This window comes from Kitasatospora sp. NPDC091207 (genome assembly GCF_044768625.1).
GTDB lineage: Bacteria > Actinomycetota > Actinomycetes > Streptomycetales > Streptomycetaceae > Kitasatospora.
In genome coordinates this window covers 6725-24000 of sequence record NZ_JBIVVS010000049.1, presented here as the reverse complement: position 1 = coordinate 24000, position 17276 = coordinate 6725, and the positions used below count along the sequence as shown (strand labels likewise).

The following is a 17276-nucleotide window of genomic DNA, read 5'->3' as shown; positions in this document are numbered from 1 at the left end:
CAGTTGCACTCGCGTCACACAACACGGTCTACCGGACCAGGGCCCACCGCGAGGGCGGAACCTGCAAATTGATCACAACCAGATACACGCCCTAGCACCGGACTGCCAGAATCATGCCCACGTCTCCGTCATCAAGCGCGCAAGCAGCGCGCCTTGCCCTGGCCAACCGACTCCTCGGTCTCCGCAAGGATGCCGGCCTGACGGGCAAACAACTGGCACTCCGGTGTGACTGGAACCCTTCGAAGGTTTCCCGGATCCAGAGTGCGCGCACCCCTCCGTCCGACTCCGACATCCATGCATGGTGCGCTGCGTGCTCGGCTACCGATCAGGCGGATGACCTGATCGCCATGTCGAGAGCAGTCGAGTCGATGTACCTGGAGTGGCGCAGGCGTCACAGCGCCGGGATGCGCAAGGTACAGGAGGACTTCTACGTCCTGCACGAGCGGGCGGAACTCTGCCGGTCGTACGTGTCCAATGTCGTGCCCGGGTTCCTTCAGACGCCCGAGTACGCGTCCGCGTTGATGCGGTCCATCACAGAATTCCAGGAGACCCCCGATGACGTGGCCGAAGCGGTTGCCGCTCGGGTGGCGCGAGGCCGGTTCCTGCACGAGGGCAGGCACCGGTTCGCGGTACTGATGGAGGAGTGGGTGCTTCGCTCCCGGATCGGGGACGCCGCGACAATGGCCGGACAACTCGGTCACCTGCTAGCGGTGATGCCACTGGCATCGTTGTCACTGGGCGTCATTCCGTTCACCGCGAAGCGCGGCATATGGCCACTCGAAGCGTTCTACCTCTACGACGATCGGCACGCCGTGGTGGAGACACTGACGGCCGAGGTCAACGTCACTCAGCCCCGCGAGGTCGCTGACTACATCCGGGCGTTCGCCGAGTTGCAGCGGCTCGCTGTTCACGGTGCCCAGGCGCGTGCACTGATCACGTCCGCAATAGCCGCTCTAGGGTGAATCCACGCAAGCCCGTGCAACATGCTCGCGACCGGTTCTGATCGGTCCTTACTGTCCTGCCAACGGGATCTGAGACGCCCGCGCCGGGAGCTGGACAACGGTTCTCGCCTCCGGCACGGGCCTCGACCTCCCCTGTTCACTCGGGGCGGGTCCCGTGCAAAGGCAGTGCGTCATCGAAGAGAGGAACGAACCATGACCGTTGCGCTCGAAGCGTCCGCGGAGACCAAGTTCCGTGACCCCCGCGCGCTCCTCAACGCCGTCCGGCCGCGCGTCAAGGAGCTGACGTACAACGTGTTCGAGGGCCCCGGGAACACCGGGGACCTGTACGAGCGGGAGATCTCGCTCCTGCTGCGCGACAACACCATGGTCCGCAACATGGCAGAGCGGATCCTGGACAACGCCATCGCGTACACGATCACCGCCATGGCGCACCCGGAAGTGCACTTGGGTGTCGGCAAGGTCGTGGACATTGGCGTGCACCAGCTCCTGCTGGACACGCCGGTGTACTTCGCCATCTGCGAGACGTACAACGCCGGTCAATACAAGCACCACGCACCGTTGATCCGGCGTCGCGGCGACGGCATCGTGATCCGGACCGGCGAGTTCCTGCGCGGCAACGGCTTCGACGCCGACGAGGAGCTGTGGGCGATCGATGGGGCCGACTGCTCCCCGTGTGACTCGAAGGTCCCCGACAGCCACTGATCCGGGCACCGGGTGTCCCTGCCTCATACCCTGATGCAGGGGCGTCTGCATGCCAACTCCTCCTCAAGGGAAGCCAGTTGCCTGCACAGCACGACATCGAGTCCGAGCGCGAACTCTGGGACGCGTACGCCGGCGGTATCAAGGAGGACGTGTTCGACGGCGGGCCGGTGTTCCGCTGGACCCAGTACGCCGACCACGGGCCCGGGCCGGAACTGCTCGGGTCGCCGGCCAGTGCGCTGGAGATCGGGTGCGGCACCGGGCGCGCGATGGCCACGCTGGCGGAGCAGGGCGTGAAGGTCACGGGCGTGGACCTCTCGCCCGTCATGGTCGAGAAGGCCTCCGAGCGCCGGGGGCCGTACGGCGTGCAGATCCACTGTGCCGAGGTACTGGACTACCTGCGCGGCACCGACGAGACCTGGGACGCGGTCTACTCGGTGTTCGGAGCGGTCTGGTTCACGGACCCGCTGAAGCTGCTCCCCCTGATCACCGCCCGACTGAACCCCGGAGGCGTCCTGGCCTTCTCGCACCCCCCGGCCATCCCCGGCGCCTACGGCCCGCAGGGCATGTACAAGGGCGGTTTCGCCGGGAAGGCGCTCTACACCTACCGCTACTCCTACACGCCCCGCAGGTGGGTCGGCCTGCTCCGGCGGAGCGGATTCGAATCCGCCGAAGCCCGCGTTCTCGACGCCCCGGCCGAGGGGCACATCGGGACTCTGATCGTCACGGCCAGGGCTCCGGGAGCCTGACGCCCGCCCGCCCCCGCCCGTGCGTCACCTGGTGACGCACGGGCGGAGCGCTCTGGCGAGGTGCGGCGTGAACGCCCTACGGCGCGATGGGCAGGCGGCGCTTGTGGTCGGTGAGGCGGTAGCGGCGGACGATCGTGTCGAAGGCCTGCTCCCCGACCGGCTTGCCCTCCAGGAAGTCGTCGATCTCGTCGTAGGTGACCCCGAGCGCGTCCTCGTCGGCCTTGCCCGGGGTGAGGGTCTCCAGGTCGGCGGTCGGGACCTTCCAGACCAGTTCGGCGGGCGCCCCCAGGGTGTCCGCGACGGCGCGCACCCGGCGCTTGGTGAGGCCGGTCAGCGGGACGAGGTCGGCGGCGCCGTCGCCGAACTTGGTGAAGAAGCCGGAGACCGCCTCGGCCGCGTGGTCGGTACCGACCACCAGGCCGTCGTGCGCGCCGGCCACCGCGTACTGGGCGATCATGCGCTGGCGGGCCTTGATGTTGCCGTGCACGAAGTCCTGGTGGCCTGCGCCGCGGAACGCCACATCGGCCGCCACGGCGGCATCGAGCGCGGCGTCGCTGGCGGGCTTGATGTCGACGGTCAACAGGTGGTCCGGCCGGATGAAGGCGAGCGCGAGCTGGGCGTCGTGCTCGTCGGCCTGGACGCCGTAGGGCAGCCGCATCGCGTAGAACCGGGCCTCGTGCCCGGCGGCGCGGGCCCGCTCGACCGCGAGCTGGCAGAGCCGGCCGGCGGTGGTGGAGTCGACGCCGCCGCTGATGCCCAGCACGAGGGCGCGCAGACCGGTGGAGGTCAGCCGCTCGGCGAGGAACGCCACCCGGCGCTCGATCTCCCGCGCGGCCTCGAAGGTCTCGGCGACCTCCAGCTCCCGGGCTATCTCCTGCTGCAGGGCGATGGACGCCGGCACGCTCACGTCTGCTCCTTGGTCGGGTTCACGATGTGCTGTCGCAGCCACCCTACTCAGGCCCGATTCCCACCGGACGACCCGTACGGCCCTCCCGGTGCCGCCCGCCCCCGGAAGGTCCCGGCGCCACCCCGGCCGGGCTGCGGCTCCGTCGCCGCCGGCGCACCGTCCGTCGCTCGCACGCATACCCGCTGACGGTCCGTCGGGGGTGATCCGTAGCATGGGCACGCACGTGGCCGGGGGGCCTGGCGTCCTCTGGCAGACTGTGCGGCCGGTAAGCCCGTTGGACCGGGCATGACACGTGGGGGCGAAGGGCATGAGCAGCCGGGGGACCGTGCTCGGGGGGCGCTACACGCTGACCGAGCGGATCGGCGGCGGGGGCATGGGCGCCGTCTGGCGCGCCGACGACGGGGTGCTCGCACGGCAGGTCGCCGTGAAGATCCTGCACCCGGGGCTGGTCGAGGACGGCGCCTTCGTCAAGCGCTTCCGGCGCGAGGCCCAGCTGCTCGCGGCGCTGAAGCACCCCGGCATCGTGGACATCCACGACTACGGCGAGAAGGGCCGGAACGGCCGGAGCGGCGAGGACCACGGGGGCAGCGAGGACCACGGGAGCGGCGAGGACTCCGGGGACGACCGGGTCGCCTACATCGTCATGGAGCTGGTCGACGGGCAACCGCTGGACAAGGTGCTCGCCGAGAGCGGTCCGATGCCGCCCGCGCGGGCCCTGGGGCTGCTCGCCACCGCGCTGGACGCCCTGCACGCCGCCCACCGGCAGGACATCGTGCACCGCGACGTCAAGCCGTCCAACCTGATGGTCCGGCCCGACGACCAGGTGACGGTGACCGACTTCGGCATCGCGCGGGCCGTCGCGAGCACCAGGATCACCGCCTCCCACGCGGTGATCGGGACGGCCCTCTACATGGCCCCCGAGCAGGCCGAGGGCCGGGCCGTCACCCCGGCCTCGGACCTCTACTCGATCGGCGTGGTCGGCTACGAACTGCTCACCGGGCAGCCGCCGTTCGTCGGCGAGAGCGTGCTGGAGGTAGCTCTCAAGCACATCCGGGATCCTGCGCCGGAGCTGCCGGCGGCCCTTCCGGAGGCGGTGCGCGGGCTGATCGCCACCGCGCTGGCGAAGAAGCCGGAGGACCGCTTCGCCGACGCCGCGGCGATGGCGGCGGCGGCCCGGGCCGCGATCGGCGCCGCATCGGGCGCGCCCGCCCTGCCGGCGGCACCCGTCACACCAGTGGCACCCGCGGCACCCGCCACGCCGGCGGGCGACGTCGGCAAGGTGGAGTCCCGTGCCGCCACCGAGCCCGGCACACCCCGGCGGCGGCGGGGCTTCCTCGTCCCGATCGTCATACCGGTGATCATCACGGCGGGCACCGCGACCGTCCTGCTGGTCGACCGCACCCCGTTCAGCTCCGAGGCGAAGACGCCCGGGGCGCAGTCGTCCGTCACGGTCTCCGCCCCGGCGAGCACCGGCACCCCGGCACCGGCGGCCGGGACCCCGACGGCTCCGCCCCCGACCACCCCGGCGCCGACCACCCCCGGCGCCACCCCCGGGCCCGCCACCCAGCCGCCGGTGCCCCCGGCCGCCGGCACCCAGCCGGGCGGGGGCACCGTGCCCAGCACGGGCGGCGGCGGATCCGGCGGCGCGAGCGGCGGCGGCACACCACCGCGTGGGGGCAGCGCGACCCAGCCCCCGGCCAACGTCCCGGCCCCGCCGGCCGGCACCCCCGCGCCCGCCGCCGGTACACAGCCCGGAACGCAGCCGGCGGCCACCACCGCGGCGCCGCAGCCGCCCGCCACGCCCCCGGGCTGCGGCGGCACCAACTGGGGCGCCATCGTCAACGTGGCCTCCGGCCTCAAGCTCGGCCTGTCCAAGGACAGCCCGGCGGGCGGCCAGGCCGTGATCATGGGCGGGACGACCGCCTACGGCTGGGTGCACACCGTCCCGAGCAGCTGGCACCAGTTCAACCCGTGCAACCTGAGCGGCCCGCCCCTCGTCCAGGAGACGGACGGGCGGGTGTCGCTCTCGGGCGGCTTCAGCTTCCTCACCAACTGGAAGGTCACCGCCGCGAGCACGCCGGGCGCCTTCTCCCTCGCCGACCACATGGGCTACACCTGCCTGACCGACAACGGCGCGGGCAACCCGGTCACCATGGTCACCTGCACGCCCGGCAACAAGTCGCAGGAGTTCCGGATCCCCTGACCGGCGCCGTGCGCCGGGCCCTGGCCGCCGCCGGGACAGCGGCCCGGGCCGGCTCCGCTACGGCCGGCGCCAGAGGTTACGGGCGGCGAGCAGCGGCAGGACGCCCTCGCCGAACCAGTAGGCCTCCTCCAGGTGCGGTATCCCGGACAGCACGAACTCGTCGACACCCAGCTCGTGGTACTCGGTGATGAGGTCCGCGACCTCCCGGTGGCTGCCGACCAGGGCCGTCCCCGCGCCGCCCCGCAGCAGACCGATACCGGCCCAGAGCCCGGGGTGGATCTCCAGCCGCTCGGCCGAGCCGCCGTGCAGCGCGAGCATCCGGCGCTGGCCCTCCGACTCGCTCCGGCCGAGGGCCCGCTGGGTCTCCCGGACCCGGGCCGGGTCCATCGACGCGAGCAGCCGCTCGGTCTCCGCCCAGGCCTGCGCGGAGGTGTCCCGGGTGATCACGTGCAGCCGGATGCCGAAGCGGACCACCCGGCCCTGGGCGGCGGCCAGTTCGCGGATCCAGGCGAGCTTCTCGCGGACCTGCGCGGGCGGCTCCCCCCAGGTCAGGTAGACGTCGGCGTACCGGGCGGCGACATCGCCCGCCGCCGGGGAGGAGCCGCCGAAGTACACCGGCGGCACCGGATCCGGCAGCCGGTTCACGGTGGCCTGCTCGACCCGCAGATGGACGCCGTCGTGGTCGACGGTCTCCCCCGCCCAGAGCCGGCGGGTGATGGACAGGAACTCCCCCGTCCTGGCGTAACGGGCGTCCTTGTCCAGGAAGTCCCCGTACGCGCGCTGCTCGGCCGACTCACCGCCGGTCACCACGTTGAGCAACAGCCGCCCGCCGGACTGCCGTTGGTAGGTCGCCGCCATCTGCGCGGCCAGTGTCGGGCTGATCTGCCCGGGCCGGAACGCCACCAGGTACTTCAGCCGCTCGGTCACCTGGGTCAGCATCGCCGTGGTCAGCCAGGCGTCCTCGCACCACGCGCCGGTCGGGGTCAGCGCCCCCTCGAAGCCCAACTGCTCGGCAGTACGCGCGATCTGGCCCAGGTAGGCGATGCTCGGCGGCCGGTCGGTCCCGGCCGTGCCGGGCGTCGAGCCGTGCCCGCCGCCGACGATCTGCCGGCTGTCGCCGTTGGTGGGGAGGAACCAGTGAAAGGTGAGGGACATCGGACGGACACACTCCTGGCGGTGGCTGGCTTGCTGGTGAACCGGGTTCGCGTCAGCAACGACAGCCGGCCGCACAGACCCGTCCCAGGTCGACGTGCAGCCGTCGTACGGGGAGGAAGCGGGCCGGAGTGGTCATGGACCGATTCTCCGGGAGTTCCGCCCCGCTATCAAGACACCCGCCACACGGACCGGTCACAGCAGGCCGGTTACCGGAGACGGACCGCAGCAGGCCGGACCGCGAAGGGCCCGGACGCGGACAGCCCGGCCGTGAGAGGGCCGGACGTGAGAGGCCGGACGTGAAAAGGCCGCCGGGCCTCCCCTCGGCAGCGGAGGGGAGGCCCGGCGGATGGTTCGGCTGTGGGGCGGGCTCAGACGAGGCCGGCCTTCTCCAGCGCGGAGCAGCAGGTGTTGACCAGGAGGCGGGTCACCACGTACGGGTCCACGTTGGCGTTCGGGCGACGGTCCTCGATGTAACCCTTCTGCTCGACCTCGACCTGCCACGGGATGCGGACCGAGGCACCGCGGTTGGAGACGCCGTAGGTGTAGACGTTCCACGGGGCGGTCTCGTGCTTGCCGGTCAGGCGCGACTCGATGTCGGCGCCGTACTGGGTGACGTGCTCCAGGACGATCTCCTGCGAGGCACCGAGCGACTCGCAGGCGGCGATGATCGCGTCGTAGCCCTCGCGCATCGCCTTGGTGGAGAAGTTGGTGTGCGCGCCGGCACCGTTCCAGTCGCCGCGCGCCGGCTTGGCGTCGAGGGTGGCGTCGATGCCGAACTCCTCGGCGGTGCGGTAGAGCAGGTAGCGGGCGACCCACATGTGGTCGGAGGCGGTCAGCGCGTCGACCGGGCCGATCTGGAACTCCCACTGGCCGGGCATGACCTCGGCGTTGATGCCGCAGAGCGAGAGGCCGGCCGCCAGGCAGCGGTCCATGTGCAGCTCGACGATCTCGCGGCCGAAGACCTCCTCGGCGCCGACACCGCAGTAGTAGCCGCCCTGCGGGGCGGGGAAGCCGCCCTCGGGGAAGCCGAGCGGGCGGGAGCCCTTGAAGAAGGTGTACTCCTGCTCGATGCCGAAGATCGACTCCTGGGCGGCGAACTGCTCGGCGATCGGGCGCAGCAGCGCACGGGTGTTGCTCTCGTGCGGGGTGCCGTCGATCTCGTTGACCTCGCACAGGACGAGGATGTTGTCGCCGCCGCGGATCGGGTCCGGGAAGGTGGCAACCGGCTCGAGGACGCGGTCCGAGGCGTGACCCTCGGCCTGACTGGTGGAGGAACCGTCGAAGCCCCAGTTGGGGATCTTGTCCGCGTTGGCCAGGATCCGAGTCTTGGAGCGGAGCTTGGCGGTCGGCTTCGTGCCGTCGATCCAGATGTACTCGGCCTTGATTGCCACGGCGGTGAACCTCGCAAACTGAGTGGTGGGTGCCCGCGTAGCGTCGCAAGCCGCCGTTTCCCGGTTGTTCCTCCTATGTAACACCCAGGTGAACCAACCGTCCGCGTTGGCACGGTCACGGTGCGGGAGTGCCTCCCCTGGCACTGCCGCACCGTGCGGGCGGCTCGCCGGGTGTCACAGCGGCGCCGGGGCCGTGCCGCCCCGGGGCCGGCCCGGCGCCGCCTCAGCGCCGACGGCCGTGCGCGGCCCGGCGACGGGTGGCCCACAGCGCGAAGCCGCCGGCCACCACCAGGGCGGCGGCCCCGGCGGCGAGCGGGCCGGTGGCGTCGCTGCCGCCGGTGGCGGCGAGGCTGCCGCCGGCACCGGACGCACTCGCGGTGGCGGCCTGCGGGCGGGCGGTCCGGCCGGCCGCCGCGGTGGTCGCGTCGACGGCGGGCTGGACGGCGGCCGGGGTGGGTGCGGTGGCGGGCGTCGTCGGCGTGACCGAGGGGATCGGCGTGACCGAGGGGCTCGGGGTGACCGGCGCGCTCGGCTTCTCGCAGCTCACCGAGGCGACGGTGATCTTCCCGGTCACCTTGGCGACGTTGAGGTTCAGCGGGTTCACCTCGATCCGCACCTCCAGGGCCGAGGCGGCGGCCGTCGTCGTGGTGGTGCTCCGCCTGGAGAACTCCACCGAGACGCTGCCGACCAGCGGCACATCGACGTGGGTCGGCCCGTACAGGCTGAGGGTGACCGGCTTGCCGAGGACGGTGAGCCGGGCCGGCGCGGTGACGTCGGCGGTGGGCGGCCCGTCGACCGGGCAGGTGACCGCCGAGCTGAGCGCCTCCAGACCGAGCAAGGTGGTGGCCGGCAGACCGGGCGCGTGCACGTCGGCGTTGACCAGCTTGACGGAGGCGGCGGTGCCCTGGGCGTCGGACTTCGTCACCGAGGTACCGACATCCGCCTTGACCAGGGTGACCGGGCCCTGCTGGTCGACGCCGTCGACCTTGGCCGTCAGCACCGAGCCTTCGCGCTGCGCCGGGGTCTCGACCTTGTTGAGCGCGATGTTCACCGGGACGTCCACCGCCTTGCTCAACAGCGTGACGTCCAGGTCGAGCTCGGCGGTGACGGCGCGCGCCTTGCCGGCCGTCGCGGCGGCGGTCGCCGGGGCAGCGGGCGCCCCGGTCGCGGCGGGCACCCCGGCGGCGGGAGTCGGGCCGGTCGCACCGGCCATCGGCGTCACGGCCAGCACCGACGCCACCGCGGCGGCGACGACGGAGACGGCGGCGGTCACGGAACGGGAAGAAGACATGGCGGTACCCCCACAGGTGGTGATCTCGGTAGAGCGCGCCTCCGACATCACCCGCGGGGCGGGGCAAGGGGCTGGTGCTCCGAACGACGAGCCGCCAGTCTTCTCGAACAGTGCGTCACATGAGCCACACAGAACGTCATTTCACTCGTTTGGGTGAGATTGACGATCTGCGACGACGAAAGGGCGCCCGGAGCATGCCGGACCGGTCAGACCTGTCAGACCTGTCAGACCGCTCAAGCCCGTCGGACCCGGCGGACCGAACCGCCTGGCCTACGGCAGTCGCCAGTCCACCGGCTGGGCCCCCTGCCGCACCAGCAGCTCGTTCGCCCGGCTGAACGGCCGGGACCCGAAGAAGCCGCCGTTCGCGGAGTACGGGCTCGGATGGGCGGACTCGATCGCCGGCACCTCGCCCAGCAGCGGGCGCAGATTGCGGGCGTCCCGCCCCCAGAGGATCGCCACCAGCGGACCGCCGCGCGCCGCCAGGGCCCGGATCGCCTGCTCGGTGACCTCCTCCCAGCCCTTGCCCCGGTGCGCGGCGGGCTTGCGCGGCGCGGTGGTCAGGGCCCGGTTCAGCAGCAGGACACCCTGCTGCGTCCACGGCGTGAGGTCCCCGTTGGACGGCTGCGGCAGCCCGAGGTCGTCGCCGTACTCCTGGAAGATGTTGATCAGACTGGCCGGGATCGGCCGCACCTCCGGCCCGACCGAGAAGCTGAGCCCGACGGCGTGCCCGGGCGTCGGGTACGGGTCCTGCCCGACGATCAGCACCCGCACGTCGGCGAGGGGCTGTTGGAAAGCGCGCAGGACGTTCGGCCCCGAGGGCAGGTACGTGCGGCCGGCGGCCAGCTCGGCGCGGAGGAAGTCGCCCATGGCGGCGACCTGGCCGGTGACCGGCTCCAGCGCGGTGGCCCAGCCGGGCTCGACGATCTCGTTCAGTGGACGCGGTGCCATGGTCACCACCCTATCGGCCTACTCGGACAGGCCGTTCACCCGGATGATCATCACAACGAACCAGCGCCAGGACGCCCTACAGGCCCGCCGCAACCCCACCGCCCCGGCGCTCACCCCACCGCCGCGGCGCCCACCCCACCGCCGCGGGCGCTCACCCCACCGGCTGCCCGCGCAGGACCACCAGCCGCGGGTCCGCGAGCACCCGGACGTCCGCGCGCGGGTCCTCGTCGTACATCACGAAGTCGGCCGGCGCCCCCTCCTCCAGGCCCGGACGACCGAGCCACCGCCGCGCCCCCCAACTGGCCGCCGACAGCGCCTCGGCGGGGCTGAGCCCGGCCTTCACCAGCTCGGCCACCTCCCCGGCCACCAGCCCGTGGGCCAGCGAGCCGCCCGCGTCCGTCCCGACGAAGATCGGGATGCCCGCGTCGTGCGCGGCCCCGACGGTGTCGTAGCGGCGCTCGTGCAGCCGCCGCATGTGCGCGGCCCAGGCCGGGAACTTGGCCTCGCCGCCGGCCGCGAGGGTCGGGAAGGTGGCGATGTTGACGAGGGTCGGGACGATCGCGACGCCGCGCTCGGCGAAGGCCGGGATCAGCTCCTCGGTCAGCCCGGTGGCGTGCTCGACGCAGTCGATGCCGGCCGCCAGCAGATCGGGCAGCGACTCGGCGGCGAAGCAGTGCGCGGTGACCCGCGCGCCCTCCTCGTGCGCCGCCGCGATCGCCTCGGCCACCGCGTCACCGGGCCAGCAGGCGGCGAGATCGCCGGTACCGCGGTCGATCCAGTCGCCGACCAGCTTGACCCAGCCGTCCCCGCGCCGGGCCTCGGCCCGGACGTAGGCGGCGAGGTCACCGGGCTCGATCTCGTGCGCGTAGTTGCGGATGTAGCGGCGGGTCCGGGCGATGTGCCGGCCGGCCCGGATGATCCGGGGCAGGTCGTCCCGGTCGTCGATCCACCGGGTGTCGGCCGCCGAGCCGGCGTCGCGGATCAGCAGGGTGCCGGCGTCACGGTCGGTCACCGCCTGCTTCTCGCTGGTGGCGGCGTCGACGGCTCCGTGCGCGTCCAGCCCGACGTGGCAGTGCGCGTCCACCAGGCCGGGCAGCACCCAGCCGGTGACCGTGCGGACGTCGTCGGCCGCCGCCGGGCGGTCGAAGGCCACCTTGCCGTCCACCACCCAGAGTTCGTCCCGGACGTCCTGCGGCCCGACCAGCACCCGGCCCCTGACGTGCAGCACCGCACCATCGCTCATGGCTCGCACTCTACCGAGCAGGGCCTTCCTTGTAAGCAGGGAGAAGGGGGAGCGGTAGGCAGGGAGAAGGGGACGCGGTGGCCAGCGAGAAGGGGGCGCGGTGAGCAGGGCGGAGGAGGCCCGGGCGACCGGGGCGGAGGAGGCCGGGGGCGATGAGGCAGACTCGTGCCTGTCCGAACCGCCTCCCGGCGCCCCCTCCCCTACCGTTCACCGAAAGGCCGGCCGCCACCGTGAGCCCCTTCCTCGACCTTCCTCCGCTCAGCGCCGCCGCCTTCGCCGCGATCGAGGACCAGGTCGCCGCGCTGCTGCACACCACCGCCGATGTGATCGTCACCCAGGGCGAGGCACTGCTGCCGCTGGAGGCCGCGATCCGCGGCGCCGCGCACCCTGGCTCCACCGCGCTGAACATCGTCACCGGCCCGTACGGCCAGACCTTCGGCAACTGGCTGCGCGACTGCGGGGCGACGGTCGTCGACCTCGCGGTGCCGTTCGACAGCGCGGTCACCGCCGGACAGGTCGCCGAGGCGCTGGCGGCCCACCCGGAGATCGACTTCGTCTCCCTGGTCCACGCCGAGGCCGCCACCGGCAACACCAACCCGGTCGCCGAGATCGCCGCCGTGGTCCGTGCGCACGGCGCCCTGCTGATGGTGGACGCCGTCGCCTCGGTGGCGGCCGAGCCGCTGCTGACGGACGCGTGGGGCGTCGACCTCTGCGTGATCGGCGGGCAGAAGGCGATGGGCGGCCCGGCCGGCGTCTCCGCCGTCTCGGTCTCCGCGCGCGCCTGGGAGCGGATCGCCGCCAACCCGGCCGCGCCGCGCCGCTCCTACCTCTCGCTGCTGGACTGGAAGGAGCGCTGGACGGACGCCGGGCGCGCCGTGCTCCCGCACGCGCCCGCCCAGTTGGAGATGCTGGCGCTCGGCGCCTGCCTGGACCGGATCGCGGCGGACGGCCTGCCCGCCGCGATCGCCCGCCACCGCGCCGCCGCCGCGGCGACCCGCGCGGGCGTCCGCGCCCTGGGCACCGTCACCCCGTTCGTCCCGGAGGACGCCCACGCCGCGCCGGTCGCCACCACCCTGCGCACCCCCGCCGACCTGTCCGCGGCCGGGCTCGCCGCCGAACTGCTCCGGCTCGACCCGGCCCTGCCCGTCCAGCCCGGCGGCGGCGCGCTCGCCGGGTCGATGCTGCGCGTCAACCACTACGGCACCGCGGCCTCGGCGGACACCGTCCGCGCGACCCTCACCGCGCTGGGCACCGCGCTGGGCACCGACCCGGCAGCCGCCCTCAAGGTGGCGGACGCCGCCTGGGAGGCGGCCGCCCACGCGTCGGCGTGACTCCCACCCGCACCACCCGGGCCGGCCACTGACCGCCCCCCATGAACCCCTCGGGAGCTTCTGTTCCCGAGGGGTTCATGGTTTCGCCACCCACACCTCACCAAGGCCCGCGAAGCTCCTCCCAGGCGAAGTTGGCTATACAACTTACTCGCCGACCGCCCCGCCGAGGAGGAGCCCATGACCACCCACCTGCCGCCGTACTGGCTGCGCGACAACTGCCCCTGCGCCGAGTGCCGGGACCAGCGCAACGGGCAGAAGCTGTTCCAGATCACCGACCTGCCGGCCGACCTCGCCGTCGCCGCCCACACCGAGGTCGACGGGCACCTGGAGGTGCTCTGGTCGGACGGCCACCGGTCGCGCTACCCGCTGGAGTGGCTGGACCGGCAGGCCGACGGCGACGGGCGCACCGAGGCGGAGAAGCGGCTCTGGGTCGCGGCGGACTTCCGGCGGGGGATCCCGGAGGCGGCGTGGTCGGCGTACCTGGCCGACCCGGCCGAGCGGGCGGCGGTGCTCGGGGCCGTCCAGCGCTCGGGCTTCGCGGTGCTGCGCGGGGTACCGGCGGTCGAGCGGCAGGTGCTGGAGGTGGCCGGGACCTTCGGGTACGTCCGGGTCACCAACTACGGCGAGCTGTTCGACGTCCGGGTCGAGCCGGACCCGAACAACCTGGCCTTCACCAGCGCCGCGATCGCCCCGCACAGCGACAACCCGTACCGGGACCCGGTGCCCACCCTGCAGCTGCTGCACTGCCTGGAGAACTCCGCGACCGGCGGCGACTCCGGCCTGGTGGACGGCTTCAAGGCGGCCGCGCTGCTGCGCGAGGAGGCGCCCGAGGACTTCGCGGTGCTCACCCGCACGCCCGTCCCGTTCGTGTTCCGCGACCGCGGCACCGAACTGCGCGCCGACCGGCCGCTGATCGAGGTGGACCCGCTCGGCCGGATCCGCGAGGTGCGGTTCAACAACCGCTCGATCAGCACACTGCGCGCACCCGCCGCGACGCTGGACGCCTTCTACGCCGCCTACCGCCGGTTCGCCGCGATCACCCTGCGGCCCGAGCTCCAGCTGGAGTTCCGGCTCGACCGGGGCGACTGCCTGATCTTCGACAACGTCCGCCTGCTGCACGCCCGGACGGCCTTCGCGCAGGACGGCTCGCGCCACCTCCAGGGCTGCTACGCGGACCTCGACTCGCTCTCCTCCACCCTGGCGGTGCTGGAGCGCCGCGCCGCCGCGCTGGACACCATCGCCGAGCTGTTCGCGGGCGAGGGCGCCGGCGAGTACCTGGGCGAGGCGGTCACCATGGCCGAGCACATGCTGCAGGCGGGTGCGCTGGCGCAGGCCGCCGGGGCGGCCCCGGAGCTGGTCGCGGCCGCGCTGCTGCACGACCTCGGGCACTTCTTCGACAAGCACGGCCACGGGACGTTCCACGGGCGCGACCTGATGCAGGGCCAGGACAACCGGCACAGCGACACCGGCGCCGCCTGGCTGGCGCAGTGGTTCGGCCCGGAGGTCACCGAACCGATCCGGCTGCACGTGGCCGCCAAGCGCTACCTGTGCGCGGTCGAGCCCGGCTACCGCGAGCGGCTCTCCGGGGCCTCGGAGTACACGCTCCAGGTGCAGGGCGGCCCGATGGGCCCCCAGCAGGCGGCCGCCTTCGCGGCCCTGCCCGGCGCGGCCGACGCGGTCGCGGTCCGCCGCTGGGACGAGCGGGCCAAGGACGCGGACGCCGCGACGCCGGGGTTCGAGCACTTCCGCCCACTGCTGGCCGCCCTGATGAGCGCGGCCGGCTGACCCGCGTCAGAACCGCCCCGGCGGGAGGCCGGACCGACCGGTCTCCCGCTCCCGGGCCGGCTTCAGTCGCCCTCCCGGGCGTGCCGCGAAAGGGCGGACGTCGCCAGCGAGTTGTGCACGCTGAAGGCCACCGTGCCGGGCAGGTAGCGGTCCTGGGACCACTCCACCGGCATGCCGGTCGGGTCGGTGGTCCGGCGCCGCTCGCGCAGCAGCGGGCTGCCCCGGCGGCAGCCGAGCAGCCGGGCGTCCTCCGCGTTGGCGGCGACGATGTCGATGGTGTGGTCGGCGTCGGTGAACAGGATGCCGTGCTCGCGCAGGACTTCGGTGTGCGAGACCACGTCGGGCGGCAGCTGGGCCACGATCTCGCCGACCCGTGGCGGGTAGACGGTCCGCTCGACCATCACCGCCGTCCCGGAGAGCGTGCGCAGCCGGACGGTCACGTAGACCTCGGAGCCGGGCTCCAGCCGCAGCTGCTCGCGCTCGGCGGCGTCGGCCGGCCGGCGGTCCAGCGAGTCCAGGATGCCCCCGGGCTCCTCCCCCATCGAGTAGGCCCAGTGGGTGAAGCTGAGCAGCTCGGAGAAGCTCTGCACCCGGGCGGTGCCCAGCACCACCCGCCGGGTGCCGCGCCGGGAGGTGACCAGCCCGTCCGACCGCAGCACGGCGAGCGCCTGGCGGACGGTGCCGCGCGAGACCCCGTACTGCTCGGCGAGCGCGCCCTCGGCGGGCAGCCGGCCGGCCTCGCCGAACGCGCCGGTGGTGATCGCCTCGCGCAGGTCGGCGGCGACCTTGCGGTAGAGCGCGCCCGCGGCGCGGTCCTGGCCGGGCGCGGCAGGGGCCGCGGAGGCCGCGGGGCGGTCGGGCTCCAGTGCCACGTCAGTCAAAGTCCCTCCTGGGGCGGTGTCCTGCGCAGCCGTACCGGCCCGGACAGCCCGACCTTATCCCGCTGCGCCTTCGAAGCATCGCACTCGGCCGATCACTCCCCGAAGGCCTGATTCGACCGTTCCCGCAGCCGACCCCGGTTCTGGGCCATCCGTTCACCTTCCCGTCACCGGGTTCCGGCGTACTTACCCCCGTCAGGCGAAGTTGGCTAGTCAACTCGGACGGTTCCGAACGGCCGGTCGCCCGACCCTCACCTTGCGAAGAAGCACCTTCAGCGAGACGCACCCCCGCGAAACGCACCCCTCGCAGTACGCCCCTGATCAGGAGACTGACCCGTGACCGTGCACCGTGCCCGCGCCGCCGCCTTCGCGGCCGTACTGACCGCCGCCGCGCTCTCCCTCACCGCCTGCGGCTCCGCCGGTTCGACCGCCCCGAAGTCCGGTGACGCCGCCAAGGCCGGCGCCAAGGACGCCAAGGACGCCACCTCGCTCGCCGACTTCGGCGGTCTGGACGGCCTCGTCGCCGCCGCCAAGAAGGAGGGCAAGCTGCACGTCATCACGCTGCCCAGGGACTGGGCGAACTACGGCAAGATCATGGACTCGTTCAAGGCCAAGTACGGCATCGAGATCGAGGACGAGAACCCCGACGGCTCCAGCCAGGACGAGATCAACGCGATCACCTCCCGCAAGGGCCAGGACCGCGCCCCCGACGTCGTCGACCTCGGCAGCGCGTTCGCGCTCCAGGCGGTCAAGGACGGCCTGCTCGCCCCCTACAAGGTCGCCACCTTCGACAAGGTGCCGGACACCATGAAGGACGCGAACGGCGCCGCCGTCAACGACTACGGCGGCTACGTCTCCATCGGCTGCGACGCCAAGAAGATCGCCAACTGCCCGAAGACCTTCGCCGACCTGCTCAAGCCCGAGTACAAGGGCCAGGTCGCCCTGAACGGCAACCCGACCAAGTCCGGCTCCGCCTTCGGCGGCGTCTACGCGGCGGCGCTCGCCAACGGCGGCTCGCTGGACAACATCCAGCCCGGCATCGACTTCTTCGGGAAGCTGAAGTCCTCCGGCAACTTCAACCCCGTCGAGTCCACCCCGGCCACCATCGAGAAGGGCGAGACCCCGATCTCGATCGACTGGTCCTACCTGAACGCCGGCTACACCGACGAGTTCAAGGAGAAGGGCGTCGACTGGAAGGTCTCCGTCCCCTCCGACGGCAGCTACGCGCAGTTCTACAACCAGGGCGTCAACAAGTGGGCCCCGCACCCGGCGGCCGCCCGCCTGTGGCAGGAGTACCTCTTCAGCACCGAGGGCCAGAACCTCTTCCTCGGCGGCTACGCCACCCCCTCCACCTTCGAGGCCCTGAAGAAGGACGGCACCCTGGACACCGCGGCCGCCGCCAAGCTGCCCGTCGTCGAGAAGCCGTTCACCACCTTCCCGACCCAGGACCAGATCACGGCCGCCAAGAAGGTCGTCACCGAGAACTGGACCAAGGCCATCGCGGGCTGACGACCGACCGCAGAACCGAACGGGCTGATCCCACTCATGACCACGGCTCCCACCCCGGTGCCGACCACCCCCGCCGCCACCGACCTCGGTGGCGGCGCGGGGGCGTCCCGCACCGCCACGACCACCACCCCCACCCCCCGCCGGGCGCGCGGGGCCCCCCCCCCCGGGGGCCGGGGGGCCCCCCCCCCGGGGCGCCCCCCCCGTTTCGCGGGGCGGGTTGGGCCC

General features: G+C 72.9%; 14 protein-coding genes. 7 read left to right on the top strand and 7 right to left on the bottom strand.

Features of this window, described 5'->3' with window-relative positions:
- Nucleotides 1–113: 113 nt before the first annotated feature.
- The 3 genes from ACIQTO_RS37475 to ACIQTO_RS37465 all read left to right on the top strand — a co-directional run bounded on the left by ACIQTO_RS37475 (nucleotide 114) and on the right by ACIQTO_RS37465 (nucleotide 2410).
- A complete protein-coding gene (locus ACIQTO_RS37475; protein WP_402398055.1) occupies nucleotides 114–962 on the top strand; it encodes a helix-turn-helix domain-containing protein in 849 nt (282 codons plus the stop codon).
- 192 nt (nucleotides 963–1154) lie between these two features.
- Nucleotides 1155–1664 carry a hypothetical protein gene (locus ACIQTO_RS37470; protein WP_402398053.1) on the top strand — a complete coding sequence of 170 codons (510 nt, stop codon included), beginning with the start codon at nucleotides 1155–1157 and terminating at the stop codon, nucleotides 1662–1664.
- Between the two features lie 77 nt (nucleotides 1665–1741).
- Complete coding sequence (locus ACIQTO_RS37465) at nucleotides 1742–2410, top strand: class I SAM-dependent methyltransferase (protein WP_402398051.1); 669 nt, start codon at nucleotides 1742–1744, stop codon at nucleotides 2408–2410.
- A 76-nt stretch (nucleotides 2411–2486) separates the two neighbouring features.
- On the opposite strand, the gene nadE is transcribed toward ACIQTO_RS37465, so the two are convergent.
- Nucleotides 2487–3317, bottom strand: a complete 831-nt coding sequence (gene nadE, locus ACIQTO_RS37460; RefSeq protein WP_402398049.1) for an ammonia-dependent NAD(+) synthetase — start codon at nucleotides 3315–3317, stop codon at nucleotides 2487–2489.
- 307 nt (nucleotides 3318–3624) lie between these two features.
- On the opposite strand from nadE, the gene ACIQTO_RS37455 reads away from it, so the two are divergent.
- Complete coding sequence (locus ACIQTO_RS37455) at nucleotides 3625–5520, top strand: serine/threonine-protein kinase (RefSeq protein WP_402398047.1); 1896 nt, start codon at nucleotides 3625–3627, stop codon at nucleotides 5518–5520.
- Nucleotides 5521–5577: 57 nt separating this feature from the next.
- On the opposite strand, the gene ACIQTO_RS37450 is transcribed toward ACIQTO_RS37455, so the two are convergent.
- The 5 genes from ACIQTO_RS37450 to ACIQTO_RS37430 all read right to left on the bottom strand — a co-directional run bounded on the left by ACIQTO_RS37450 (nucleotide 5578) and on the right by ACIQTO_RS37430 (nucleotide 11548).
- Nucleotides 5578–6675, bottom strand: coding sequence for an LLM class flavin-dependent oxidoreductase (locus ACIQTO_RS37450; protein ID WP_402398045.1), 1098 nt, complete (start codon nucleotides 6673–6675; stop codon nucleotides 5578–5580).
- A gap of 368 nt (nucleotides 6676–7043) precedes the next feature.
- Nucleotides 7044–8066 carry a glutamine synthetase gene (gene glnII / locus ACIQTO_RS37445; RefSeq protein WP_402398043.1) on the bottom strand — a complete coding sequence of 341 codons (1023 nt, stop codon included), beginning with the start codon at nucleotides 8064–8066 and terminating at the stop codon, nucleotides 7044–7046.
- Between the two features lie 223 nt (nucleotides 8067–8289).
- Nucleotides 8290–9357 (bottom strand): SCO1860 family LAETG-anchored protein, encoded by a 1068-nt coding sequence (locus tag ACIQTO_RS37440; RefSeq protein WP_402398041.1) that lies wholly within the window; start codon nucleotides 9355–9357, stop codon nucleotides 8290–8292.
- A 270-nt stretch (nucleotides 9358–9627) separates the two neighbouring features.
- Nucleotides 9628–10305, bottom strand: coding sequence for a uracil-DNA glycosylase (locus tag ACIQTO_RS37435; protein ID WP_402398039.1), 678 nt, complete (start codon nucleotides 10303–10305; stop codon nucleotides 9628–9630).
- A gap of 151 nt (nucleotides 10306–10456) precedes the next feature.
- Nucleotides 10457–11548, bottom strand: coding sequence for an amidohydrolase family protein (locus tag ACIQTO_RS37430; protein WP_402398037.1), 1092 nt, complete (start codon nucleotides 11546–11548; stop codon nucleotides 10457–10459).
- A gap of 230 nt (nucleotides 11549–11778) precedes the next feature.
- Between ACIQTO_RS37430 and ACIQTO_RS37425 the strand changes: the two genes are divergently transcribed.
- Both ACIQTO_RS37425 and ACIQTO_RS37420 read left to right on the top strand, forming a co-directional pair.
- On the top strand, nucleotides 11779–12879 hold the full coding sequence (locus ACIQTO_RS37425) for a pyridoxal-phosphate-dependent aminotransferase family protein (protein ID WP_402398035.1): 1101 nt from the start codon (nucleotides 11779–11781) through the stop codon (nucleotides 12877–12879).
- Nucleotides 12880–13056: 177 nt separating this feature from the next.
- A complete protein-coding gene (locus tag ACIQTO_RS37420; RefSeq protein WP_402398033.1) occupies nucleotides 13057–14664 on the top strand; it encodes a TauD/TfdA family dioxygenase in 1608 nt (535 codons plus the stop codon).
- 62 nt (nucleotides 14665–14726) lie between these two features.
- On the opposite strand, the gene ACIQTO_RS37415 is transcribed toward ACIQTO_RS37420, so the two are convergent.
- Nucleotides 14727–15536, bottom strand: a complete 810-nt coding sequence (locus ACIQTO_RS37415) for a GntR family transcriptional regulator (RefSeq protein WP_402398057.1) — start codon at nucleotides 15534–15536, stop codon at nucleotides 14727–14729.
- A 342-nt stretch (nucleotides 15537–15878) separates the two neighbouring features.
- On the opposite strand from ACIQTO_RS37415, the gene ACIQTO_RS37410 reads away from it, so the two are divergent.
- Nucleotides 15879–17051 (top strand): ABC transporter substrate-binding protein, encoded by a 1173-nt coding sequence (locus ACIQTO_RS37410; RefSeq protein ID WP_402398031.1) that lies wholly within the window; start codon nucleotides 15879–15881, stop codon nucleotides 17049–17051.
- The last annotated feature ends 225 nt before the right edge of the window (nucleotides 17052–17276 follow it).